Below are 23,212 nucleotides of genomic sequence, written 5' to 3'. Positions count from 1 at the left end.
AGCATTTGTGCCGGGCAGATCGGCTCCGGACTGCTCGTGGGTGTTGCCGAGTCGTCTGTGTCTGACCCTGCGGGTCGCCGGCCAGAAGCCATCTCCTCCACTTCGGTCGCGGTGACGTCCGGGTGTTCGCGACCTCGGGCGGGATAGTCGCCAGCTGAGGTAGATCGTCGTACGCGTCGCGCCATGCTCCCCAGCCACGGTCGGTCTGCATATCGGCGAGGCTCGACATCAGCCACTCGAGCAGCGGCATTCGCCAGGCGTTTCGCCGCCAGAAAGGTCGAATGGCACTCCGAATCTCTTAGGCGATCGAACGTGGGCGCTGGAAGAATCGCCGAAGGAAGCGCATGTGGTCCGTGTGGTTGCCGTTGCCGCGCGCGAACATGAAGAACTACGGGGACAGGACGATGGACCACTTCGACGAGGGTTTGCGTTGCCAGGACGTGCACTCCGGCGTGCGGAACGTCGACCCGAACTCGCCGGTGCTGCAGCCGCTGGTTGACACCCGGATCGTCGGGATGGCGGCGACCGTCGCGGGCCTCATCCGCGGCAACGACGTCATCAAGGACGCGCAGGCGCTGATGTCGATCGCGGCCAGCCAGCTTGATGTTGACATGCTGGCGTTCAACGAAGTGGTCACGCTCCTGGGCGACGCCGGGTTCGTAAGCGGTATCCAGCGCTCGGGCGGCAAGATCCAGACCTTCACCGAGAACGTCCCCTACTACGACGATCTGTACACGCGGCTCGGGGAGGTGTGGCAGGACCGCAACCCGACCGAACTAGAGAAGCAGCTCCTGGTGGTTGTCGACGGGCTGTCCGAGGCCCCGGTGCCGCTGGAGGAGCTCGAGTCGACCTTCGCGCTGGACCACGCCGATGTCCCGCTGATCGTGCAGTTGGCCATGGACTCCGGGCTGATGCAAAAAGTGCAGGCCATCGACGGCGACATCGTGTACTCGCCATTCTTCGGGTTCGAGAACCCGGCCCTGCTCGGAGAGCTCGTGAACAGTCACGGTGGTGATCAGCTCGCGGAGGAGTTCGCCGCGGTCCGGGCGAAGCAAGGGCTGGCCATCTCTCCGACCACGCACCCGCTGCTGACCGACGCGGTTGCGAAGGGCCTCATCATGGCGCCGGCCGTGACCGTTCCTGGTGGGGGTGCGCAGCCGTTCGCTGCGCTGCCATACATCGCGGATAGGAAGCTCCTGACCGCCCGCAAGCCCGTTCTGGACAAGGCGCTCGCGGTCATCGCGTGTCTGCGGTGCGCGGAGTCGTTCGGTGGGTATTCGAGTCTGGATGCAGCCGGGCTCATCAACGTCATCGACAAGTTGCTGGACCCGAACCGGGGGTTCTTGGCGCCGCACAGCGGTCACAAGCGGCAGTATGAATTGATGCGGAACGCCCGCCTCATCGAGTTCGCTCCGGACACATTGCCTGGCGGTCGGTGGGTGACTCCTCGGTTCATCGACACCGCCGACAACCGGGAGGCGCTGAAGCTTGCGCGGGAGCTGCTGACGCACGGTGAGCTGGTCGAGCACCGGGTCGATGACGCGCTGGCGCGGGAAACGCTGGCGTCGGACCGGTCGTACGTGGCGCCGATGCAGACCGTGCATCGGCTCCGGAAAAGTGCGCAGCCTTCGGCGAAGCAGTTCGACAAGATCTTCGAGGCGGCGATGGGAACGAGGTCTCTGTGAGCGAGCTCGATCTGGGCCTGAAGGTAGGCGTCCGGTCGCTCCTGTGGTCGATGGGTTTCTCGACCCGACTCGACGTGGTGCTGCGTGGTCACGAGCGTGCTGACGGAGGGCCGGCAGAGACGTTCACCGACCTAGACGTTCTCGGGGTCTCCGTCACGCCGGGGTACCGGCTGTCGACGACCATCGCTGATTGCAAGTCTGGCAAGTCGGACAAGCCGACCGCCCGGATGTTCTGGGTCCGCGGTGTCGCTGACCTGTTCGGCGCCGACGACGCCATGCTGGTGCGCGAGCACGAGGTCCTCGACTCGACCAGGCAGCTGTCGGACAAGCTCCGCATCACGGTGCTCCCCTCAGCGGACCTGGCCCACATGCAGACCCTGCACGGTCCGCCGGTGCCCGAAGGCAGCCCGCTGGCCATCTTGTTCGACAAGGCCGCAGCAGAAGCGCACCTGAAGGCGTACACGAACCTGGACAAGCGGTTGAAGCCGCTCATCGATTACCGCGACTTCGACTACTGGATTTACGACGACCACCGCAACCCATTCCAGCTCGTCGCGCACCTCTCTGACGCGGTGAAGTTCCTCAAGCCGAAGGACCCCGACCACCTGTCGCTGTTCTTCGACCTGGCGTGGCTGTACCTGGTGACCCTCATCAAGGTCACCGAGCACGTGCGAGGTGCTTTCCTTTCTGACCCCGACCGCGGGCTCCAGGAGTATCTGTACGGCGGCGCGACCGGGCTGAAGGAGAAGAAGCAGGTCGCTCAGCTCCTGCAGTCACTACGCCCTGACGGCGCGAAGGAGCGCGACCACCTGCCTGAGTACTACCCGACGCTCCGGGAGCTCGTCACCCGGCTGATGCGGCGCCCTGACCACATGCAGAACGCGCTCCGGCAGGCCGAGGCTGCGTCCGCGTTCGCCGCGGCGCGGCAGCGGATGACGCTCTCGAACGCGTTCGGTGACGAGTTCGATGAGATCGCCGCCAAGTTGGTCGCGGACGTCTGCGGGTTCCTGGTGACCGCGACCGGCATCGACCCGGAGTTTCGGGTACAAGCTCGCGCCTACCTGCTGGGGGAGTCGGTTGCGGAGGTCTCCGTAGCTGGCGCAGCGAAGGCCTCCGCGGGCGCGATGGCCGCGAAGAAGACCCCGGCCAAGAGGTCGACGGCGAGTCAGGCGACGAATGCTGCTGAGGCTGACACAGCCGATGGATCGGATGCGACCTAGCTGGCGCTGAACTTCTTGGCCCTGGGTCCCATTGTCGTCTTACCTGTTGGGTCATCGACCTTCTCTGTAGAAGACCAACCTTGTGCAGGGTTACTCGCTGCTTGCGGGTGTCGATCTTCTCAGGGTGCGCCGAGTTCGGTGATGCCATCGCCATTCACTGCCGTGGGCTTCTCATCCTGCACTTCCGCGAATGCCTGATCGATGGCGGCCCTCGTACGCTCGGAGCTGCTGGGCATGAGGTGCGTGTACGTCCGCAAGGTGAAGCCTGGATCGCTGTGTCCTAGGTATTCAGAAACCGCGCGGATCGACTCGCCGGCGTCCAGCAAGACGGATGCGTACCAATGGCGGAGGGCGTGCATGCCGTTATCCCGCACCTGCTCGATGCCCACGCGCGCCTGCGCGGGCTTCCAGAGGCGCGTGTTGAAGTAGTTGCGGTTGAGGGCCGAGCGTTCGCGTGTCGTCAGTATGAGCCCCGCGCTCGACTTCCTCTCAACCTCGGGCGCGCCCCACGGCAGCGTGACACTGCGCCGCGGGTAGGCGGCGAGGTGGCTGCTGAGTTCCGTCCCGACACTTTCGGGCAGTGGGACGGTCCGGGTCTTGTCGCCCTTCGGCAGACCGAAGACCAGGCGGTTGCCACCGAAGACCTTGACCTGACGCCTCACCTCGACAACTCCACGAAGGAAATCGACATCCTCGACTGCCAGGCCGAAAACCTCGCCTTGACGCAGTCCAAGTCCCGAACCCAACGTCACCGCGATCCCGTACTGCGGTGGCAGCGCGTCGTGCATGGAGGAAACCCACTCTGACGGCCACGGCACAACCTTTCGTCGCGACGTGGCGGGCCGTGTCACTGAACTCGCCTTGCAGGGATTCTTGGCGATCATGTCGTCATCGACTGCAGCAGAGAAGATGGCGGACACGTTTGAGAAAATGACGCGTCGATAGGTTTCGGCCATCTCCATCGACCGGAGAAGTTTCTGGATCGTCGACGGCTTGATCTGGCGAAGTTCGAGGTGTCCGAGGGTCGGGAACACGTGGAGCCTGAGTCGCAGCTCGGTCGCCTCGTAGGTCAGCGGACTGAACGTCCGGCTTGCCAGCCACTCCTCGGCATACGTCCGAAACGAGATCCTGCCCGCGTCGACATCAAGATAGGTTCCACGGAGTTTGTCCGCCTCGACTGTGTTGCGAAACGCGACCGCCTCGGCTTTGCGTCGGAAGGTCTTGCGGCGTTGCCGCCCCTCGGGATCTCGGTAGTTGACGACGTAACGAGGGCTGCCGTCGTCGGCTGGCCTGCCAGAGCTAACGCTGGCCATGGCTGTCCTCGGCACAATCCGATCGAGGGACAAGTCGTGCTGCCGGATGTCCCGTCGCTATCGCCGGTCCCGGGTCTGGCCGAGGACCCGTCGGGATCACTGATTCTCCTCGAGTCGAACCGTCCAATTGATGACGGTTGCTGCTCGCCAGCGCAGGTGCTTGCCGACACGGAAGCCGGCGGGACCGTAGCCTGTCGTCCGCCACGAGTAGATGGTCTGCTTGGTGACGCCGAGGTAAGACGCGACATCGTCGATGTCCCACAGTTCCTGCGCATCGACCAGCCTGGGTGACCGGCTGCTGGCGTTTCCGCGACGCCGCGGACCGAAGACTCCCGGTTCCGCAGTCGGCACGTTCGAGTTTGTTGCCATCATCAAGCCCCTCCTCGCGGCGTTGACGAACGTTTGGTCTACGGGCACCTATGTCCGACAACCGCGCGGGAGCGATCACGCAGGTGGAAATGATCTGGCAACGCGCTCGCCGAGCATCCGCTACGACGGTTGTCAGCTCATGCGATGCGACGGCGACGATTCGGGCGACCGAGTTACGCCGAGACCCCCAGGGTGGACCGCCCGGGGAGCGCCAAGAGACGAGCCTGGCGGAAGGTGGCGCTCCCGAGATTTGTACTGGATTTGTAACAGGCGAGCGGCTAGCAACAGCAAACGCCGCCGAGCGACCAAAGGGTCGCTCAGCGGCGTTTCTGCAGGTCAGCGGCTGTTTGTTGCGGTTGTTCAGCGTTCCTGAACGACCGCAGCCGGCGGCCCGGTTAGATGTCGTAGTAGAGCTCGAACTCGTGCGGGTGCGGGCGCATCTGCACGGGGAGGATCTCCTGGGTGCGCTTGTAGTCGATCCAGGTCTCGATCAGGTCGGGCGTGAAGACGTTGCCGGCCGTCAGGAACTCGTGGTCGGCCTCGAGGGAGTCGAGGACGGCGTTGAGCGACGTGGGGACCTGGTCGATGTCGGCCATCTCGTCCGGCGGGAGCTCGTAGATGTCCTTGTCGATCGGGGCCGCGGGCTCCGTCTTGTTCTTGATGCCGTCGAGGCCGGCCAGCAGCAGCGCCGAGAAGGCGAGGTACGGGTTGGCCGACGGGTCGGGGCAGCGGAACTCGATGCGCTTGGCCTTCGGGTTCGAGCCGGTGATCGGGATCCGGACGCAGGCCGAGCGGTTGCGCTGGGAGTAGACCAGCGAGATCGGAGCCTCGAAGCCGGGGACCAGGCGGTGGTAGGAGTTCACCGTCGGGTTGGTGAAGGCCAGCAGCGACGGCGCGTGCTTGAGGATGCCGCCGATGTACCAGCGCGCCATGTCCGACAGGCCGCCGTACCCGGTCTCGTCGTAGAACAGCGGCTCGCCGTCGTTCCAGATCGACTGGTGCACGTGCATGCCCGAGCCGTTGTCGCCGAAGATCGGCTTCGGCATGAAGGTCGCGGTCTTGCCGTTGCGCCAGGCCGTGTTCTTGATGATGTACTTGAACTTCATCACGTCGTCGGCGGCCTTGAGCAGCTCGTCGAAGCGGTAGTTGATCTCCGCCTGGCCGGCGGTGCCGACCTCGTGGTGGGCGCGCTCGACCTGCAGGCCGGCCCGCTCGAGCTCGATGACCATCTCGTCGCGGAGCTCACCGAAGTGGTCGGTGGGCGCGACGGGGAAGTAGCCGCCCTTGTACTTCACCTTGTAGCCGCGGTTGTCGTTCTCGAACGAGTCACCGGTGTTCCAGGCGCCGGCCGACGAGTTGATCTCGTAGTAGCCGGCGTTCGCCTTGGTCTCGAAGCGCACGTTGTCGAAGACGTAGAACTCGGCCTCGGGGGCGAAGTACGCCGTGTCGCCGACGCCGGTGCTGCCGAGGTAGGACATCGCCTTGCGCGCGATGTTGCGCGGGTCCCGGGAGTAGGCCTCACCGGTGAGCGGGTCGTGGATGAAGAAGTTCACGACCAGCGTCTTCGCGCTGCGGAAGGGGTCGAGGTACGCCGTGGTCGGGTCCGGGAAGAGCGACATGTCGCTCTCGTGGATCGCCTGGAAGCCACGGATGGAGGAGCCGTCGAAGTTGAGGCCGTCGTCGAAGACGGACTGGTCGAACGACGACACCGGGACCGTGAAGTGCTGCATGACTCCGGGCAGGTCGCAGAAGCGGACGTCGACCATCTCGACGCCCTCGTCCTTGACGAACTTGAGCAGCTCCTCGCTGTTCTGGAACATTCATCCTCCTTGGCTGCGACCTGCGGCAGCCGACACGAAAGTGTGCGAACGAGGTCCGGAGCGGCGCTGCACCGAACGTGCCCGAACGTACGCACGGGCAGTTTCCCGACCGTATCGGGTTTGTTTCTGCGATGTAACAGGTGGCCCAGCCTCTGGGCGCCGCAGCACCCGACCTAGGCTGCTCGTGTGACCGAGCCTGCTGTGGTGGAGACCGCGTCCTGGCCCCGCCGGATGCTCGCGCTGCTGGTCGACTGGTTCGCCTCGAGCCTGGTGGTCATCGTGATCCTCGGCCCGGCCCGCTTCTTCGCCGACCAGTCCCAGCAGCCCGACGCCCTGCCCGGCATCCTCACGATCGTGGTGTTCGTGGTCGAGACCGCCGTGCTGACGGCGCTCTCCGGCGGCTCCTTCGGCAAGCTCGCCACGCGCCTCCGCACGGTCCGCAGCGACGGCACCGGCCGCCCGGTGGGGCTGCTGGTCGCGCTGGCGCGCAGCATCCTCGTGGCGGCCGTCGTCCCGCCGCTGGTCTTCCGCCCCGACGGGCGCGGGCTGCACGACCTGATGGCCGGGACGGCCACGGTGACGCTCGACGAGGCGCGTGGGACGTCCCGAGGTTTCTGAGACCCGTGGGGCGGACATAGTCTCGACGAGAGCTTCCTCGTCGAAAGGTGACCACCGTGTCCCGTCGTTACACCGTCCGCCGTTCCCTCGCCGCCGCCGCGCTCGTGCCGCTGGCGCTCACCTCGCTCTCCGCCTGCGGCGGTGACGACACGAAGGCGACCGACGCGAGCTCCTCCAGCTCCTCCTCGGCGTCCACGCCGGAGGAGTCGAGCAGCCCGTCCGCCGAGGCTCCGGCCGAGGCGCCCGCCGAGGGCTCGGACGTCGACCCCGCCGAGTTCACCGCGCTGATGAAGGCGAGCTTCGACCAGGTCACGACCGCGCACGCGACCCTCACCTCCAAGGTGATGGGCGGTGCGATGAACGGCGAGGGCGACGTCGACTACTCCACCGACCCGCCGGCCGCCGCGATGACCATGACCGGCGACCTGTTCGGCGACCAGGACGTGGAGTCCCGGATCATCGACGGCATCCTCTACCTCAAGCTCGGGTCGATGACGAAGGGCAAGTTCGCCAAGCTCGACCTCAGCGACCCGAACAACCCGCTCGGCGGCCAGTTCGCCGACAGCATGGACCCGAAGAGCGCGCTCGAGAACCTCGGCGGCGCCATCGAGAAGGTCACCTACGTGGGCGAGGAGGATCTCGCCGGCGGCACCGCCCGGCACTACACCGCCGCCGTCAACACCAAGAAGCTCCTCGAGGGCTTCGGCCAGGACCTCCCGGCCACCGGCATGCCGGCCTCGCTGCCGTACGACGTGTGGTTCGACTCCGAGGGTCGCTTCCAGCAGCTCAAGGTCGACCTCGGCCAGGCGGGCTCGACCCTGACGACGTTGTCCGACTACGGCAAGGACGTCTCGATCGAGGCGCCCCCGGCCAGCGAGGTCACCGAGGACTCGCCGTTCAACCAGGCGGGCTGAGCCGGCTGGAAGCAGCTGTGTGGTTGATCGGTGTCACCTGGTGACACCGATCAACCACACAGTGCGGTCGGGTGGTTTCGAGACGGTCGCTGCGCGACCTCCTCAACCACCGGACGGTCGCCTAGCGGCCGCGCATGTTCTGGCGCATGCCCTTCATGCTGGTCGGCACCGGGCCCTTGGGCATCGGGATGGCCGACCGGTTGGCGTCGAGCGCCTTGAGGCGGTTCAGGATGTCGGTCATGTCGGCGGGCTTGACCTGACGGCCGAGCTTGGTGACGTGCTTGACCAGCTTCGGCAGCGGCACCTGGCCCTCGCCGTTGCCGCTGACGATCTCGTGGATCGGGGTCTCGGAGACGACGCGCTCGTGCTTGCGGCGCTCGCTGGCCATCAGCTGGCGCAGGCGGTTCGGGTTGCCCTCGCCGATGAGGACGATGCCGGGAGGGCCGACGACCCGGTGCACGACGTCCTGCTGCTTGGTGAAGGCGATGACCGGGTCGGTCTTCCAGCCGCGGCGCAGCATCCGGAGGGCGGCCGCGGCGGCGCCGGGCTGGCCCTCCATCTGGCCGTACGCCGCCGACTGGGCGCGCCGGCCGAAGACGATCATGGCCGCGAGGGCCCCGAAGAGCAGGCCGCCGACCACGGCGATGACGACGCCGATGACGCCGTCGCCCGGCAGCAGGTAGAACACCACGAAGCCGAGCAGGCCGGCCACCAGGAAGGACGCCAGGAGGTAGAGCCCGAGCTTGGTGTCGGTCTTCTTCGCCATCCGGTAGGTCTCGACGAACTGCTGCCGACGACCCATCTTCTCGGGGTCGGTCTCCGGTGCCTTGGCCATGTGGGTGCTGCCTTACCTGTGCGGGTCGATGCGGGGTTCGATGCGGGCGGGAGCAGGCTACTCGCGGGCGAGCCCTGCCGGGCGGGCGGTCAGACGGCCGCGCCCTCGCGGGCCGCCATCGCCTGACCGTACAACCGACCGGCGCGATACGACGAGCGCACCAGCGGCCCGGACATGACGCCGGAGAAGCCGATCTGGTCGGCCTCGTCCTTGAGCTCGACGAACTCCTCGGGCTTCACCCAGCGCTCCACCGGGTGGTGGCGCAGCGAGGGGCGGAGGTACTGCGTGATCGTGATCAGCTCGCAGCCGGCGCCGTGCAGGTCGCGCAGGGCCTGGGAGATCTCCTCGCGGGTCTCGCCCATGCCGAGGATCAGGTTGGACTTGGTGACGAGGCCGAAGTCGCGGGCCTGGGTGATCACGTCGAGCGAGCGTTCGTACCGGAAGGCCGGGCGGATCCGCTTGAAGATGCGCGGGACGGTCTCGACGTTGTGGGCGAGCACCTCGGGCCGCGACTCGAAGACCTCGCGGAGCAGGTCCGGCTTGCCGTTGAAGTCGGGGATGAGGTTCTCGACTCCGGTGTCGGGGTTCAGCTCGTGGATGGCGCGCACGGTCTCGGCGTACAGCCACGCGCCGCCGTCCTCGAGGTCGTCGCGGGCGACGCCGGTGATGGTCGCGTAGCGCAGCTGCATCTTCTGCACCGACTCCGCGACGCGGCGCGGCTCGTCGCGGTCGAGCGGCTGCGGCTTGCCGGTGTCGATCTGGCAGAAGTCGCAGCGACGCGTGCACTGGTCGCCGCCGATGAGGAAGGTCGCCTCGCGGTCCTCCCAGCACTCGAAGATGTTGGGGCAGCCGGCTTCCTGGCAGACGGTGTGGAGGCCCTCGCCCTTGACCAGGCTCTGGAGCTCCTTGTACGCCGGGCCCATCGTCGCCCGCGTCTTGATCCACTCCGGCTTGCGCTCGATCGGCGTCTCCGCGTTGCGGACCTCCAGACGGAGGAGCTTGCGGCCTTCTGGTGCGGGAGCTTGGGTCACATCGCCCAACTGTACGCCGGGGGACAGGGCCGCCCAATTCGCCTCGACGCCCGCCGGGATACCGTCGGGACACCATGAACTCCACTCGCACACGGCTCCTCGTGGCCGCCTCCACCACCGTCCTCCTCGGCAGCCTGCTCGGTGCCTGCAGCGGCGACGCGAACACCGACGGCAACGGCCCCGAGGGCCCCGCGACGTCGACGCCCGTCCCCGGCCAGGGCAGCGCCGAGAACCCGTTCGACTCCTCGCTGACCGGGCCGCGCTCCGGCACCCCGGGCGAGACGATCACCGAGACGCTCACCAACACCGGTCGGCTGCCCGACGGCTACCAGGTGACGGTCGACCCGCCCGAGCTCGCCACCGTGAAGAACGGCGAGGTCCGGCTCGGCCCCGGCGAGAGCGCGCAGGTGCAGATCACGATCCGCGGCCTGCCGTTCGACGTGCACCTCAAGAGCATCGGCGGCGGTGCGCCCGACGTCGTCGCCTTCACCGTCGGCTAGGTGCCCTGACCGGAGCGGTCAGGGCACGTCCCGGCGCCGGAACGACAGCACCGAGGGCACCCCGGCGAGCAGCAGCAGCGTCGCGAAGTAGGTCGTCCCGCCGGCCAGCCGCAGGTGCTGCTCGCAGGACCCGTCCGGGCTCTGGGCGCAGGCCGACTCGTCGTAGTACGTCGTGTCCTTGAACAGCACCGCCGCGTAGTTGTTCTGCGGCATGTAGCGCTGGTTGCCGGGGAAGCCGAGCAGCGTGATGAGCAGCGGTCCCGCGATGGCGACCGCGAACATCACGCCGAGGGTGGCGACCGTGCTGCGGAACAGCATGGTGAGCGCGTAGCCGCCGAGCCCCGCGAACGCCGCCAGCAGGGCGCCGCGGAGCACCACGCCGTACCCCTTCGACACCAGCCCGTCCGGCACCGCCAGGTCGCGGGCGTGGGCGAGGGCGAGCAGGCCACCCCAGTACGACGCCAGCACGACGCCCGCGAGGAGCAGACCGGTCCCCAGGACGACCGCGCCCTTGGCGGCCCAGACCCGGGCGCGGCGGGGCTCGAAGAGCAGCTGGTTGCTCATCGAGCCGCTGTTCCAGTCGTGGCCGACGAAGGTGGTCCCGACGAGCAGCAGGAGCATCGTCAGCACGACGGCGACCCCGAGCAGGGAGCCCTGCTCCAGCTCGGTGCGCAGGTCGAGGGGCTGGCGCGTGGAGAACCACTCCGGCTGCGGCAGCGTCATCTCCTCGCAGGCGGCCTGGACGTCGCCGCTCGGGTCCACGCCGTACCGCTGGGGCTTGGCGACACAACGGTCGAGCTGCTTCTGCACCGAGGGGTCCTGCCTCTGTTCCTCGACCATCCGCTGGACCTCGGCGGCCTCGGACGCCGAGACCGGACGGGTGTTCCAGGCGGTCGCGGCGAAGATCAGGCCGGGCACCACGACGGCGGCCACCAGGATCAGCAGCACCGCCCGCCGCCAGCGGAAGCGGGTCAGCTCGACGCTCAGCAGGGCCCTCATGCGCCCACCGCCCTGCGGTCGGAGCCGAGCGTGTCGGCCGCGGTCAGCTCGAGGAAGACGGTCTCGAGGTCGGGCCGGACGGCGGTCAGCTCGGTGAGCCACAGCTCGGCCGCGGCCAGCGTGCGCGTGAGGGCGGCCGGGTCGTCGCTCTCGACGACGAGGTGCTGGCCGTCGTCGCCGGCGGCCGGGGGAGCGACCACGAAGGAGGCCTCCTCGAGCACCCGGCGGGCGGCCGCCGGGTCGGCGACGGCGAGGCGGTACGACGTCCCGCCACCGAGCAGGTCGTCGACACGTCCGCTCGCCAGCATCCGGCCGTTGCCGATGATCGTGGCCGACGAGCAGACCTGCTGGACCTCGGCCAGGATGTGCGAGCTGAGCAGCACGGTCACGCCGGCCTCGCCGAGGTCGCGGATCGTGTCCCGGATCTCGCGGATGCCGGCCGGGTCGAGCCCGTTGGTCGGCTCGTCGAGGATCAACAGCTCGGGGTCCTTGAGCAGCGTCGCGGCGATCGCCAGCCGCTGCTTCATCCCGAGCGAGTAGGACTTGTAGCGGTCCCCGTCGCGGCCGGTGAGGCTGACCGTCTCGACGGCCGCGTCGACGCGCGCCCGGGGCACCCCGATCGAGCGGGCGAGCAGGGAGAGGTTCTGACGGCCGGTGAAGTTGGGCGAGAACTTCGGTGACTCCACGACGGCGCCCACCCGGTCGATGACCGACGGCAGCATCGAGGGCACCGGCTCGCCGAAGAGGCGCATCGAGCCCTCGGTGGCGCGGGCCAGGCCCAGCAGCATCCGGATCGTCGTGGTCTTGCCCGAGCCGTTGGGCCCGAGGAAGCCGTGCACCCCACCGCGCGGGACCGCGAGGTTGAGCCCCCGCACGGCGACGCGGAGGCCGCCCTTGCGGGTGCGGAACTCCTTGCCCAGGTCGGTGGTCTCGATGACCAGGTCGCTCATGCTGCCTCCCCCGTGGCGCCGCCCCCGCGGCTCACCCGTCAGACGAGCCAACCACGCGAGAAGGTTGTGCCGGGAGGGGACGCGCCGTCAGCGCGCGGGCGAGATCAGCTCGATGCGCGGGGTCCGACCGGGCTCCGGGCGGGGCTCGTAGTCGGGCGTGGGGGAGTACGCCGTCCAGGCGAGGTACTCGCCGAGGTGCCGCTCCACCAGCGGGATGACGTTGCCGACGGGGACGTCGCGGCCGAGCTCGCGCGAGAGCGAGGTGACGCCCGCGTCGGCGATGCCGCACGGGACGAACCGGTCGTACCACCCGAGGTCGACGTCGCAGTTGATCGCGAAGCCGTGCATGGTCACGCCGCGGCTGACCCGGATGCCGAGCGCGGCGATCTTGCGCTCCGGGCCGCGCTCGTCGGCCCGCAGCCACACGCCGCTGCGGCCGGGGACCCGCGCGGTCGTCACGCCGAGGTCGCGGCAGACCGCGATCAGGGCCTCCTCCACCCGGCGTACGTAGTCGACGACCTTGACGTGGTCGGGCAGCGCGACGATGGGGTAGCCGACCAGCTGGCCCGGCCCGTGGAAGGTGATCTTGCCGCCGCGGTCGACGTCGATCACCGCGGCGCCGCCGGGGTCGGCCGGACGCTCGTGCGGGTCGGTCCGCTTGCCCGCGGTGAAGACCGGCGGGTGCTCGAGGAACAGCACCGTCGGCGGCAGGTCGCCGGCCACCACCCCGGCGTGCACCTCCCGCTGGAGGTCCCACGCGGCGAGGTAGTCGACGGCGTCGTCACCGAGGCCGACGGTGCGGAAGGTCAGGTCGCTCACGGCCTCGACCCTACTCCGGCGCCAGAGCCTGTGGAGAACGCGCGGTGACGCCCGCGGGACGGGTAGGAGGACCTCGTGACCCTGCCTGCTTCGACCCTGCCCCGCGTGCTCCTCGCCGTCCTCGTCCTGACCCTCGTGGTGACCGGTGCCGCCACCGCCGCCTCGCTCCTGCGCGGGCCGCCGTCGCCCCGGCTCGCGGCCTCGGTCCCGCAGGACCGGGGCGAGCCGGGCGCGCTCGAGGTGCTGCACGCCTGGGACGCCCGGCGGGCCGCGGCGTGGGCCGCGGGCGACGTCGGCGCCCTGCGGGCGCTCTACGTGCCGGGGGCGCGGGCGGGCCGTCGTGACGTGGCGATGCTGCGGGCCTGGGAGCGGCGCGACGTCCGGGTGCGGGGGCTGCGGATGCAGGTGCTGGCCGTCCGGGTGCTGGCGCGCTCGGGGCACCGGCTGGTCCTGCTCGTGACCGACCGGCTCGCGGGAGGTACGGCGGTGCGCGGGTCGCTCCGGACGCCCCTGCCCCGGGACCGCGCCACGACCCGGCGGATCGCGTTCTCCGCGTCGGGCGGCCGGTGGCGGGTGGCCGCCGTCGGGCCGGCCCCACCGACCGGGTGAATGTCGCGACCCGCCGGACGCGGCGGCGGCGGATGCGGGACGATGACGGACATGGACGGCATCGACTCCTGGCTCGTGCGAGCCGTTCCCGACGGGCTCTGGGTGCTCGACGACGCCGGCCTGACGACGTACGCCAACGACCGCCTGGCCGCGATGCTGGGCCGTACCCCCGACGAGATGCCCGGCCTCCCGGCCGTCGAGGCGCTGGACGAGGCGGGCCGGGTCGACTTCCGTGCCCACCTGGACCGGCTGCGCGACGACCCGGAGCCCGGCGACGACCTCGAGTGCCTGCTGGTCCGCAAGGACGGCAGCACCTTCTGGGCCCTGGTCAGCCACACACCGCTCGTCGACGACGAGGGCCGGCGGCGCGGCTGGCTGCACCGGCTGCGCGACCACACCGAGCAGCGCCGGATCCTCGAGGAGCTGCAGCGCCGCGAGGTGCAGCTCGCCGAGGCGCAGTCGATCGCGCGCACGGGCAGCTTCGAGCGCGACTACGCCGGCGGCGTGCTGCGTTGGTCCGACGAGCTCTACCGCCTGTTCGGGCTCGTCCGGGCGACCTTCGAGCCGTCGACCGAGCACTTCTTCGACCTCCTGCACCCCGACGACCGGCCGGCCGCCCGGGCGGCGTACGCCGCCATGGTCGAGGGGCACGACGACCTCGTGCTCGAGTCGCGGCTCGTCTCGGTGCCCGGGGAGCGCACGCGCTGGGTCCGCACCCGTGCCCGGATGGTGCGCGACGCCGAGGGGCGGCCGCTGCGCAGCGGTGGCACCGTGCAGGACATCACCGAGAGCAAGGAGGCCGAGCAGGGTCTCTCGTTCCTCAGCGCCATGGCGGCCGCCGCCAACGAGTCCCGGACCCTGGTCGACGTGCTGATGACCTCCGCCACCTCGGTCCGGCCGCACGCCCGCTGGCCCGCGATCATCGTGTCGGCGCCGGACCCGGCCGACGAGGGCCGGCTCGTGCACTTCCCGAGCGGGTGGGGCGACCACGACGCGGACGTCGTGGCCGCCGCGCAGGCGCTGGCCGAGCGCGCCGCCACCGAGCGGCGGCTCGTCCAGGCCCCCGGCCCGGGCGGGATCGTCCAGATCGCCGGGCCGGCGCTGGTGGGGGAGCGGGTCGCCTGCGTGGTCGTGTCCGACACCGGGGTCCGCGAGCAGGCGGAGCCGTCCGACGTCGCGATCTTCGCGCAGATGCTGGCCTTCCTCGCGCACGTCTCCGAGCGTGAGGAGGCGGGCCGGGCGATCGCGGCGGCGCGTGACGACGCCCTCGCCGCGTCGCGGGCCAAGTCGGAGTTCCTCGCCACGATGAGCCACGAGATCCGCACGCCGCTCAACGGCGTGATCGGGCTCAGCGAGCTGCTCAGCCGCACCGAGCTCACCTCCCACCAGCGCCGGCTCGCGGAGGGCGTGGACCAGGCCGGTCGCGCGCTGCTGGCGCTCGTCAACGACATCCTCGACCTGTCCAAGATCGAGGCCGGCCGCCTCGACCTCGAGGAGGTCGACTTCGACCCCCGCAGCATCGTCGAGCAGAGCGTGGGCATCAACGCCGAGCGGGCCAGCGCCAAGGGCCTGGAGCTGGTCGTCGCCAGCGCCGAGCAGGTGCCGTCGATGGTGCGCGGCGACCCCGTGCGCTTCGGCCAGGTGATCACCAACCTGGTGTCGAACGCCGTGAAGTTCACCAAGGCCGGCGAGGTGGTCGTCCGCGCGAGCCTGGACCCCGCCGGCGTCCGCGTCGAGGTGCGCGACACCGGCATCGGGATCCCGCCCGACGTGCAGCGCCAGCTCTTCACGGCCTTCTCGCAGGCCGACAGCTCGACCACCCGGGAGTACGGCGGCACCGGCCTCGGCCTGGCGATCAGCAAGCGCATCGTCGAGGCCACCGGCGGCGCGATCGGCGTCGACAGCGAGCCCGGCACCGGCAGCACCTTCTGGTTCACCACGCCGTTCGCCCCCTCGGTCGCGCAGGCCCTGCCCACCGAGGCGACCCTGCAGGACGCCGTGTCCGGGCTGCACGTGCTCGTCGTCGACGACAACGCCACGAACCGCTTCATCCTGCAGGAGCAGCTCGAGGCCTGGCGCGTGCGCGTGACGGCGGTCGAGTCGGCGTACGACGCCCTCGTGGAGCTCGACGCCTCGGTCCGGCACGGCGAGCAGTACGACGTGGTCCTGCTGGACTACATGATGCCGGGCGCCGACGGCGAGCAGCTCGCGCGGATCATCCGGGCCGAGGAGCGGCACCGCGACACCCGGCTGGCGCTGCTGTCCTCGGCGATCGAGCCGGGGGCGGAGTGGTTGGCCGATGCCGGCCTCGACGCCTTCCTCAGCAAGCCCGTGCTGCCCTCACGCCTGCTCGACGCGCTCGCGACCCTGGGCGGTCGCCGGGCCGAGCACCTGGTGGCCCCGGCGCCGGTGAGCGCCCCCGCCGGCGACCTGCGGGGCCGGGTCCTCGTCGTCGAGGACAACGAGGTCAACCAGCTCGTGGCCGAGGGCGTGCTCCGCCGCCTCGGGTACGACGTGGTGCTGGCCGACAACGGGGCCGCGGGCGTCGCGGCGCTGGCCGACGACCCCGACGGCTACGACGCGATCCTGATGGACTGCCAGATGCCCGTGATGGACGGCTTCGACGCGACCCGCGCGGTGCGGGCGATGCGCAACGGCGACCACATCCCCATCATCGCCATGACGGCCGCGGCGACCGCCGAGGAGCGCGCCCGCTGCCAGGAGGCGGGCATGGACGACTTCCTGACCAAGCCGGTGGTGCCCGCGCTGCTCGAGAGCACCCTGGCCCGCTGGGTGCCGGGCTCCTGAGCCCGGCTCAGGCCAGCCCGGTGCGCAGCACGGCGGTCACGTCGGGGTCGCGGAAGACGTAGCCCGCGGCCTCGAGCGCCGCCGGCCGGACGTTCAGCGAGCCGAGCAGCTCGGGGGCCATCTCGCCGGCGCCGATGCGCAGGCCGATCTTCGGCACCGCGACGAACGCCTTGCGGTGCACGGCGTCCGCGAGCGCCCGGGTGAACTCGGCGTTGGTGGGCGTGCGCGGGCAGCACAGGTTGAAGGCACCGCTGGCCGAGGCGTGCTCGGCGAGGTGCGCGACGCCGCCGACCCAGTCGCGCAGCGAGACCATCGCCATGTGCTGCCGGCCGTCGCCCAGGCGGGCGCCGAAGCCGGCCTTGAAGACCAGGCGGAGCTGCTTGAGCGGGGCGCTGCGGCGGTCCATGACCGGCGAGGTGCGCAGGATGCAGACGCGGGCGCCGGCCTCACTGGCCGCCGCGGTCGCGGCCTCCCACTCGCGGGTGACCTCGGTGAGCAGGGCGTGGCCGCGGCTGTCCGAGGCCTCGGTCAGCACCTGGGCGCCGTGGTCGCCGTACCAGCTGATGCCGTTGCCGGCGAGGAACGCCGCCGGCTCGGGGGAGCGGGCGATCGCCTCGGCGAGCACGCGGGTCGTCGTGACCCGGCTCTCCCGCAGCTCGCGGGCCCAGGTCGCCGAGTGCGGGTTGCCGGCGGTGGGCGTGCCGGCCAGGTTGACGACGACGTCGGCGGCGTCGACGACCGCTTGGTCGAGGCTGCCGGCGTACGGGTCCCACGTCGACTCGTCGGGGCTCGAGGTGGGGCGGCGGACCAGGGCGACGACCGCGTGGCCACGCTGGACGAGCTCGGTGCTGAGGGCGGTGCCGAGGAAGCCCGAGGCTCCGGCGATGACGATGCGCATGGGTCCAGCCTTGCAGACGACCGAAGCGACACGCCGACACCAGATGTGGTGTCGGGGAATCGAGAAATCCCTAGATATGGTGCTCCTGCTGGTCCGGGAGGTGCGCTGCGAGGCGAGTCTCCCGGGGCAAGAGGGAACCCGGTGCGAGTCCGGGACTGCCCCGCAGCGGTGAGTGGGAACGACAGCCGTCACACAAGCACTGGGATGCCTCCACGGGTCCTGGGAAGCGACGGCCGGTAGGGGTCGAGCGGTGCCGGGAGGCACCGTGCGGCGTGCCCACGAGTCCGAAGACCTGCCAGCGCCCGCGCACGACCGTGCGCGGTGGTCGCGGACCTCGAGGGTGGGTCGGCCGGCTGCCCGGACCCGACCCCTGGCGGGTGGGTCCGCGTCGTCGACCCCTCCTCGCGCTCCCGGCCTCCGGCCAGCTCGCGAGGAGAGAGCAGCAATGACGCAGACGAACATCCCAGCACCACCGACCACGACGCGCAGCCCGATGGGGGTGCGGAAGAGGAACGGCGACCTCGAGCCCGTCGACCTGAACAAGATCGTCCGGGCCGTCGAGCGCTGCGCGACCGGCCTGGCGTACGTCGAGCCGCTCACCGTGGCCACCCGCACCATCGCCGGGCTGTACGACGGCGCCACCACCGCCGAGCTCGACCGGCTGTCGATCCAGACGGCCGCGGAGCTCACCGCCACCGAGCCGGAGTACTCCCGTCTCGCGGCCCGGCTGCTCGCCGGCTACATCGAGAAGGAGGTTGCGGGCCAGCAGGTCGCCTCCTTCAGCCAGGCCGTCCGGCTGGCGCACCTCGAGGGGCTGGTCGGCGACGACACCGCGGCCTTCGTCGAGGCCAACGCCCGCAAGCTCGACCAGGCGATCGACCCCGACAACGACCGGCGCTTCGAGTACTTCGGGCTCCGCACGGTCTACGACCGCTACCTCCTGCGCCACCCGGAGACCCGGCTCGTCGTCGAGACCCCGCAGTACTGGCTGCTCCGGGTCGCCTGCGGCCTGGCCACCACCCCGGCCGAGGCGATCGACTTCTACCGCCTGATGTCGTCGCTGGCCTACCTGCCCAGCTCGCCGACGCTCTTCAACTCCGGCACCCGGCACACCCAGATGTCGTCGTGCTACCTCGTCGACAGCCCGGTCGACCGGCTGGAGTCGATCTACGCGCGCTACGCCCAGGTGGCGGCGCTGTCGAAGTTCGCCGGCGGCATCGGGATCGCGTTCTCCCGGGTGCGCGGGCGCGGTGCCCTGATCCGGGGCACCAACGGCCACTCCAACGGGATCGTGCCGTTCCTGCGCACGCTCGACGCCTCGGTCTCGGCGGTGAACCAGGGCGGGCGGCGCAAAGGCGCCGCCTGCGTCTACCTCGAGCCGTGGCACCCCGACATCGAGGAGTTCCTCGAGCTGCGCGACAACACCGGCGAGGACGCCCGCCGCACCCACAACCTCAACCTGGCGAACTGGGTGCCGGACCTGTTCATGCAGCGGGTCGAGGCGGACGAGACGTGGAGCCTGATCGACCCGGACCAGGTGCCCGAGCTGCCCGACCTCTGGGGCGTCGACTTCGAGCGGGCCTACCTCGCCGCCGAGGCCGAGGGGCGCGTCGTGCGGCAGCTGCCGGCGCGCGAGCTCTACGCGAAGATGATGCGGACCCTGGCGCAGACCGGGAACGGCTGGATGACCTTCAAGGACGCCAGCAACCGCACCTGCAACCAGACTGCCGTGCCCGGCAACGTCGTGCACCTGTCGAACCTCTGCACCGAGATCGTCGAGGTCTCCAGCGACGACGAGACCGCCGTGTGCAACCTCGGCTCGGTCAATCTCGCCCAGCACCTGCTCGCCGACGCCCTCGACTGGGACAAGCTCCGCGCGACCGTCCGCACCGCGGTGACCTACCTCGACCGCGTCATCGACATCAACTACTACCCGAGCCCGGAGTCGGCGGCGTCCAACCCGCGCTGGCGCCCGGTCGGGCTGGGCGTGATGGGGCTGCAGGACGTGTTCTTCGCGCTGCGCCTGCCGTTCGACTCCGACGAGGCGCGCGAGCTGTCGACCCGGGTCCAGGAGGAGATCTACCTGTCCGCGCTCGAGCGGTCGTGCGAGCTGGCGCAGGCGCACGGCCCGCACCCGGCGTACGCCGACACCCGGGCGGCCCGCGGGGACCTCCAGCCGGACCTGTGGTCGGTGACGCCCACCCAGACCGACCGGTGGCAGGCGCTGCGCGACCGGGTCGCCGAGCACGGCCTGCGCAACTCGCTGCTGGTCGCGATCGCGCCGACCGCGACGATCGCCTCGATCGTCGGCTGCTACGAGTGCATCGAGCCGCAGGTGTCGAACCTGTTCAAGCGCGAGACGCTGTCGGGGGAGTTCCTCCAGGTCAACGCCTGGCTGGCCCGCGAGCTGCGCGAGCGCGGCCTGTGGACCGCCGAGGTCCGCGAGCAGGTGAAGCGGCAGGAGGGCTCGGTGCAGGGCATCGAGGCGATCCCCGCCGACGTACGCCAGCTCTTCCGCACGGCCTGGGAGCTGCCGCAGAAGGCGCTCATCGAGATGGCGGCCGCGCGCCAGCCCTACGTCGACCAGAGCCAGTCGCTCAACCTGTTCCTGCTGAGCCCGACCATCGGCAAGCTCAGCTCGATGTACCTCTACGCCTGGAAGGCCGGGCTGAAGACGACGTACTACCTGCGCTCGCGACCCGCGACGCGCATCCAGCAGACGACGATCGGTGCCGCCGCGGTCCCCGCGCCGGACCCCGCCGAGGCCGTCGCCTGCTCCCTCGAGAACCCCGACTCCTGCGAGGCCTGCCAGTGACCACGACCGACGCCACCCCCACCACCCCGCGCAACCTGCTCGACCCGGGGATGAACCTCACCCTGCGGCCGATGCAGTACCCGCACTTCTACGAGCGCTACCGCGACGCGATCAAGAACACCTGGACGGTCGAGGAGGTCGACCTGCACACCGACCTCAAGGACCTGAAGAAGCTCTCGGACGCCGAGCGGCACCTGGTGTCGCGGCTGGTCGCGTTCTTCGCGACCGGCGACACGATCGTCGCGAACAACCTGGTGCTGAACCTCTACCAGCACGTGAACTCGCCCGAGGGCCGGCTCTACCTGTCCCGCCAGCTCTTCGAGGAGGCCGTCCACGTGCAGTTCTACCTGACCCTGCTCGACACCTACGTCCCCGACGAGCAGGAGCGGCACGAGGCCTTCGCCGCGGTCGACAACATCCCGTCGATCAAGCACAAGGCCGACTTCTGCTTCCGCTGGATCGACGAGCTGTTCGAGGTCCGCAGCCTGCAGACCCGCGAGGACCGGCGCAGCTTCCTGCTGAACCTCATCTGCTTCGCGGCCTGCATCGAGGGCCTGTTCTTCTACGGCGCCTTCGCCTACGTCTACTTCCTGCGCTCGCGCGGCCTGCTCAACGGCCTCGCGTCCGGCACCAACTGGGTCTTCCGCGACGAGTCGATGCACATGGCCTTCGCCTTCGACGTGGTCGACACCGTCCGCGAGGAGGAGCCGGACCTCTTCGACGACGAGCTCGCCGCCCGGGTGCGGGAGATGATCACCGAGGCGGTCGACGCGGAGGCGCAGTTCGCCGAGGACCTCCTCGGCGGCGGCGTCGCCGGCCTCTCGACCGCCGACATGCGGCTCTACCTGGAGTACGTCGCCGACCGCCGGATGGAGCGGCTCGGCCTCCCGGTGATCTACGGCTCGGCCAACCCGCTGCTGTTCATGGAGCTGCAGGACGTCCAGGAGCTCTCGAACTTCTTCGAGCGCCGGGTCTCGGCGTACCAGGTCGGCGTGAGCGGCCAGGTCTCCTTCGACGACGACTTCTGAGCCGAGTCGGCGCTAACTGCAGATCCAGAGGGGTCGAGTCGGCGCTACTGCAGACGGAAAGCAACGAGTCGGCGCATCTGCTCCTGCAGATGCGCCGACTCGGCGTGCTCAGCGTCGGCAGATGCGCCGACTCGGCGGGGTCAGACCTCGAACTGGCCGGACTCCAGGCGCTGCTTGACGTCCTTGAGGAAGCGGCCGGCGTCGGCGCCGTCGACCAGCTGGTGGTCGTAGGACAGGGCCAGGTAGACCATGTGGCGCACGGCGATCGTCTCGCCGAGGTTCGGGTCGTCGATGACCACGGGGCGCTTGACGACCGCGCCCGGCCCGAGGATCGCGACCTGCGGCTTGTTGATGATCGGGGTGTCGAAGAGCGCCCCGAAGCTGCCGAGGTTCGTAATCGTGAAGGTGCCGCCGGACAGCTCGTCCGGACCGATCTTGTTGGTGCGGGTGCGCTCGGCGACGTCGGCGATCTTCTTGGCCAGGCCGGCGATCGAGAGGTCGCCCGCCTCCTTGACGACCGGCGTGAGCAGCCCCTTCTCGGTGTCCACCGCGAACGCGACGTTCTCGCGGTCGTAGTAGGTCACCTCGCCCTTCTCGGTGTCGATCGCGGCGTTCAGCTTCGGGTGCACCTTGAGCGCGTCGATCGCCGCCTTCGCGAAGAACGGGAGGTACGTCAGCTTCACGCCCTCACGGGCCAGGAAGTCGGCCTTCACGCTCTCGCGCAGTCGCGCGATGTTCGTGACGTCGACCTCCATCACCTGGGTGAGCTGGGCCGAGGTCTGCAGCGACTCGACCATCCGGGTGGCGATGATCTTGCGCAGGCGCGACATCTTCTCGGTCGTGCCGCGCAGCGGGGACGGCGAGGTGGACACCGCGGCCGGGGCGGCCGAGGCGGCCGGCGCAGCAGCGGCGGGAGCGGCGGCAGCCGGGGCGGCGGCCTCCTTCGCCTTCGCGGCGGCGTCGAGGACGTCCTGCTTGCGGATCCGGCCACCGACACCGGTGCCGGTCACGGACGCCAGGTCGACGCCGTGCTGGCCGGCCATCTTGCGCACCAGCGGGGTGACGTAGCCGGACGCGTCGCCGCGGCCCGACGTGGGCTCGGCGGGCGACTCGGGCTCGGGCTCGGGGGCCTTCTCCGGCTCCGGCGCCTTGGCGGCCGGCTTCGGCTCCTCCTGGGCGGGCTCCTCCTTGGCGGGCTCCGGCTCCGACTCGGGCTCGGGCTCCGGCTCGGGCTCGGGCTCCGGCTCGGGCTCGGGCTCGGCTTCCTTCTCCTCGGCCGGGGCCGGGGCGGCGTCGCCGGACCCGATCACGGCGAGCTCGGCGCCGACCTCGACGGTCTCGTCCTCCTCGACCTTGATCTCCAGGAGCGTGCCGGCGACGGGGGAGGGGATCTCGGTGTCGACCTTGTCGGTCGAGACCTCCAGCAGGGGCTCGTCGACGGCGACGTCGTCGCCGACCTGCTTGAGCCAGCGGGTGACGGTGCCCTCGGTGACGGACTCGCCCAGGGCGGGCAGGGTCACCGACGTGCCCTCGCCGCCCGACGACTTCGTGTCGGCGACCGGCTTCTCGGCCTCCTCGCCGGCGGGGGCGGGCTCGGACGCGGCCTCGGGCTCCTCGGCCTCCTCCTCGGCGGCCTCGTCCTCGGCCGGCTCCTCGGCGGCGGGCTCCTCCGCGGGCGCCTCGTCGGCGTCCTCGGAGTCACCCCCGGAGCCACCGCCCTCGCCCTCGTCGCCGATGACCGCCAGCACGGCGCCCACCTCGACGGTGTCGTCCTCGTTCGCCTTGATCTCGAGCAGCGTGCCCGCGACCGGCGAGGGGATCTCGGTGTCGACCTTGTCGGTCGAGACCTCCAGCAGCGGCTCGTCGACGGCGACGGTGTCACCGACCTGCTTGAGCCAGCGGGTGACGGTGCCCTCGGTGACGGACTCGCCGAGTGCCGGCAGGTTGACTTCGGTGGCCAATGGAGTTCCTTCGCTCGCGT

General features: G+C 70.2%; 19 protein-coding genes and 1 riboswitch. Of the genes, 9 read left to right on the top strand and 10 right to left on the bottom strand.

All coding sequences use genetic code 11. The annotated features are described in order from the left end of the window. The first annotated feature begins 404 nt into the window (after positions 1–404). On the top strand, positions 405–1,685 hold the full coding sequence (locus H5V45_RS20125; protein ID WP_056679442.1) for a hypothetical protein: 1,281 nt from the start codon (positions 405–407) through the stop codon (positions 1,683–1,685). Beyond that, the gene (locus tag H5V45_RS20120) at positions 1,682–2,905 is read left to right on the top strand and encodes a hypothetical protein (protein WP_056678525.1); all 1,224 of its coding nucleotides are present in this window, start codon (positions 1,682–1,684) and stop codon (positions 2,903–2,905) included. The genes H5V45_RS20125 and H5V45_RS20120 overlap by 4 nt, the downstream gene beginning before the upstream one ends. A 119-nt stretch (positions 2,906–3,024) precedes the next feature. On the opposite strand, the gene H5V45_RS20115 is transcribed toward H5V45_RS20120, so the two are convergent. From H5V45_RS20115 to glnA, 3 genes are all read right to left on the bottom strand, one after another. Continuing rightward, a complete protein-coding gene (locus H5V45_RS20115) occupies positions 3,025–4,218 on the bottom strand; it encodes a tyrosine-type recombinase/integrase (protein ID WP_246416624.1) in 1,194 nt (397 codons plus the stop codon). A 96-nt stretch (positions 4,219–4,314) separates the two neighbouring features. After that, positions 4,315–4,590 carry a helix-turn-helix transcriptional regulator gene (locus H5V45_RS20110; RefSeq protein ID WP_082563595.1) on the bottom strand — a complete coding sequence of 92 codons (276 nt, stop codon included), beginning with the start codon at positions 4,588–4,590 and terminating at the stop codon, positions 4,315–4,317. 392 nt (positions 4,591–4,982) lie between these two features. Continuing rightward, positions 4,983–6,407 (bottom strand): type I glutamate--ammonia ligase, encoded by a 1,425-nt coding sequence (gene glnA, locus H5V45_RS20105; RefSeq protein WP_185254945.1) that lies wholly within the window; start codon positions 6,405–6,407, stop codon positions 4,983–4,985. A 186-nt stretch (positions 6,408–6,593) separates the two neighbouring features. Here glnA and H5V45_RS20100 point away from each other — a divergent pair, with 186 nt between their 5' ends. Continuing rightward, positions 6,594–7,025, top strand: a complete 432-nt coding sequence (locus tag H5V45_RS20100; RefSeq protein ID WP_343061661.1) for an RDD family protein — start codon at positions 6,594–6,596, stop codon at positions 7,023–7,025. Positions 7,026–7,081: 56 nt separating this feature from the next. Then, entirely contained in the window at positions 7,082–7,939 is an 858-nt protein-coding gene (locus H5V45_RS20095) for an SCO4651 family lipoprotein (RefSeq protein ID WP_185254944.1), read from the top strand. 121 nt (positions 7,940–8,060) lie between these two features. On the opposite strand, the gene H5V45_RS20090 is transcribed toward H5V45_RS20095, so the two are convergent. Beyond that, positions 8,061–8,774: a DUF4191 domain-containing protein gene (locus H5V45_RS20090; protein WP_185254943.1), complete on the bottom strand. Its 714-nt coding sequence runs from the start codon at positions 8,772–8,774 to the stop codon at positions 8,061–8,063. Positions 8,775–8,863: 89 nt separating this feature from the next. Continuing rightward, positions 8,864–9,805, bottom strand: coding sequence for a lipoyl synthase (lipA, locus tag H5V45_RS20085; protein ID WP_185254942.1), 942 nt, complete (start codon positions 9,803–9,805; stop codon positions 8,864–8,866). Positions 9,806–9,879: 74 nt separating this feature from the next. On the opposite strand from lipA, the gene H5V45_RS20080 reads away from it, so the two are divergent. Then, positions 9,880–10,305, top strand: a complete 426-nt coding sequence (locus tag H5V45_RS20080; RefSeq protein ID WP_185254941.1) for a hypothetical protein — start codon at positions 9,880–9,882, stop codon at positions 10,303–10,305. Positions 10,306–10,323: 18 nt separating this feature from the next. On the opposite strand, the gene H5V45_RS20075 is transcribed toward H5V45_RS20080, so the two are convergent. The 3 genes from H5V45_RS20075 to lipB all read right to left on the bottom strand — a co-directional run bounded on the left by H5V45_RS20075 (position 10,324) and on the right by lipB (position 13,073). After that, entirely contained in the window at positions 10,324–11,304 is a 981-nt protein-coding gene (locus H5V45_RS20075; protein ID WP_185254940.1) for an ABC transporter permease subunit, read from the bottom strand. Then, positions 11,301–12,254 carry an ABC transporter ATP-binding protein gene (locus tag H5V45_RS20070; RefSeq protein ID WP_185254939.1) on the bottom strand — a complete coding sequence of 318 codons (954 nt, stop codon included), beginning with the start codon at positions 12,252–12,254 and terminating at the stop codon, positions 11,301–11,303. Before H5V45_RS20070 ends, H5V45_RS20075 begins: the two co-directional genes overlap by 4 nt. 87 nt (positions 12,255–12,341) lie before the next feature. Beyond that, entirely contained in the window at positions 12,342–13,073 is a 732-nt protein-coding gene (gene lipB / locus H5V45_RS20065) for a lipoyl(octanoyl) transferase LipB (RefSeq protein ID WP_343061660.1), read from the bottom strand. A 75-nt stretch (positions 13,074–13,148) separates the two neighbouring features. Between lipB and H5V45_RS20060 the strand changes: the two genes are divergently transcribed. Both H5V45_RS20060 and H5V45_RS20055 read left to right on the top strand, forming a co-directional pair. Further along, positions 13,149–13,682, top strand: a complete 534-nt coding sequence (locus H5V45_RS20060; protein WP_185254938.1) for a hypothetical protein — start codon at positions 13,149–13,151, stop codon at positions 13,680–13,682. Between the two features lie 51 nt (positions 13,683–13,733). After that, positions 13,734–16,490, top strand: a complete 2,757-nt coding sequence (locus H5V45_RS20055) for a PAS domain-containing hybrid sensor histidine kinase/response regulator (protein WP_185254937.1) — start codon at positions 13,734–13,736, stop codon at positions 16,488–16,490. A gap of 7 nt (positions 16,491–16,497) precedes the next feature. Here H5V45_RS20055 and H5V45_RS20050 read toward each other — a convergent pair whose 3' ends face one another. Beyond that, positions 16,498–17,388 carry a TIGR01777 family oxidoreductase gene (locus H5V45_RS20050; protein WP_185254936.1) on the bottom strand — a complete coding sequence of 297 codons (891 nt, stop codon included), beginning with the start codon at positions 17,386–17,388 and terminating at the stop codon, positions 16,498–16,500. Between the two features lie 72 nt (positions 17,389–17,460). Then, positions 17,461–17,702, top strand: a riboswitch (cobalamin riboswitch). Between the two features lie 131 nt (positions 17,703–17,833). On the opposite strand from H5V45_RS20050, the gene H5V45_RS20045 reads away from it, so the two are divergent. After that, on the top strand, positions 17,834–20,203 hold the full coding sequence (locus tag H5V45_RS20045) for a ribonucleoside-diphosphate reductase subunit alpha (RefSeq protein ID WP_185254935.1): 2,370 nt from the start codon (positions 17,834–17,836) through the stop codon (positions 20,201–20,203). Continuing rightward, complete coding sequence (locus tag H5V45_RS20040) at positions 20,200–21,231, top strand: ribonucleotide-diphosphate reductase subunit beta (protein WP_221634664.1); 1,032 nt, start codon at positions 20,200–20,202, stop codon at positions 21,229–21,231. The genes H5V45_RS20045 and H5V45_RS20040 overlap by 4 nt, the downstream gene beginning before the upstream one ends. Before the next feature lie 140 nt (positions 21,232–21,371). Here the strand turns inward: H5V45_RS20040 and sucB are convergent, their stop codons facing one another. Continuing rightward, positions 21,372–23,192 carry a 2-oxoglutarate dehydrogenase, E2 component, dihydrolipoamide succinyltransferase gene (gene sucB / locus H5V45_RS20035; protein ID WP_185254934.1) on the bottom strand — a complete coding sequence of 607 codons (1,821 nt, stop codon included), beginning with the start codon at positions 23,190–23,192 and terminating at the stop codon, positions 21,372–21,374. Positions 23,193–23,212 lie beyond the last annotated feature (20 nt).

The sequence above is a fragment of the Nocardioides luti genome, from assembly GCF_014212315.1.
Lineage (GTDB): Bacteria > Actinomycetota > Actinomycetes > Propionibacteriales > Nocardioidaceae > Nocardioides > Nocardioides luti.
The sequence above is the reverse complement of the archived record's forward strand: the minus strand, read 5'-3'. Positions and strand labels throughout refer to the sequence as shown.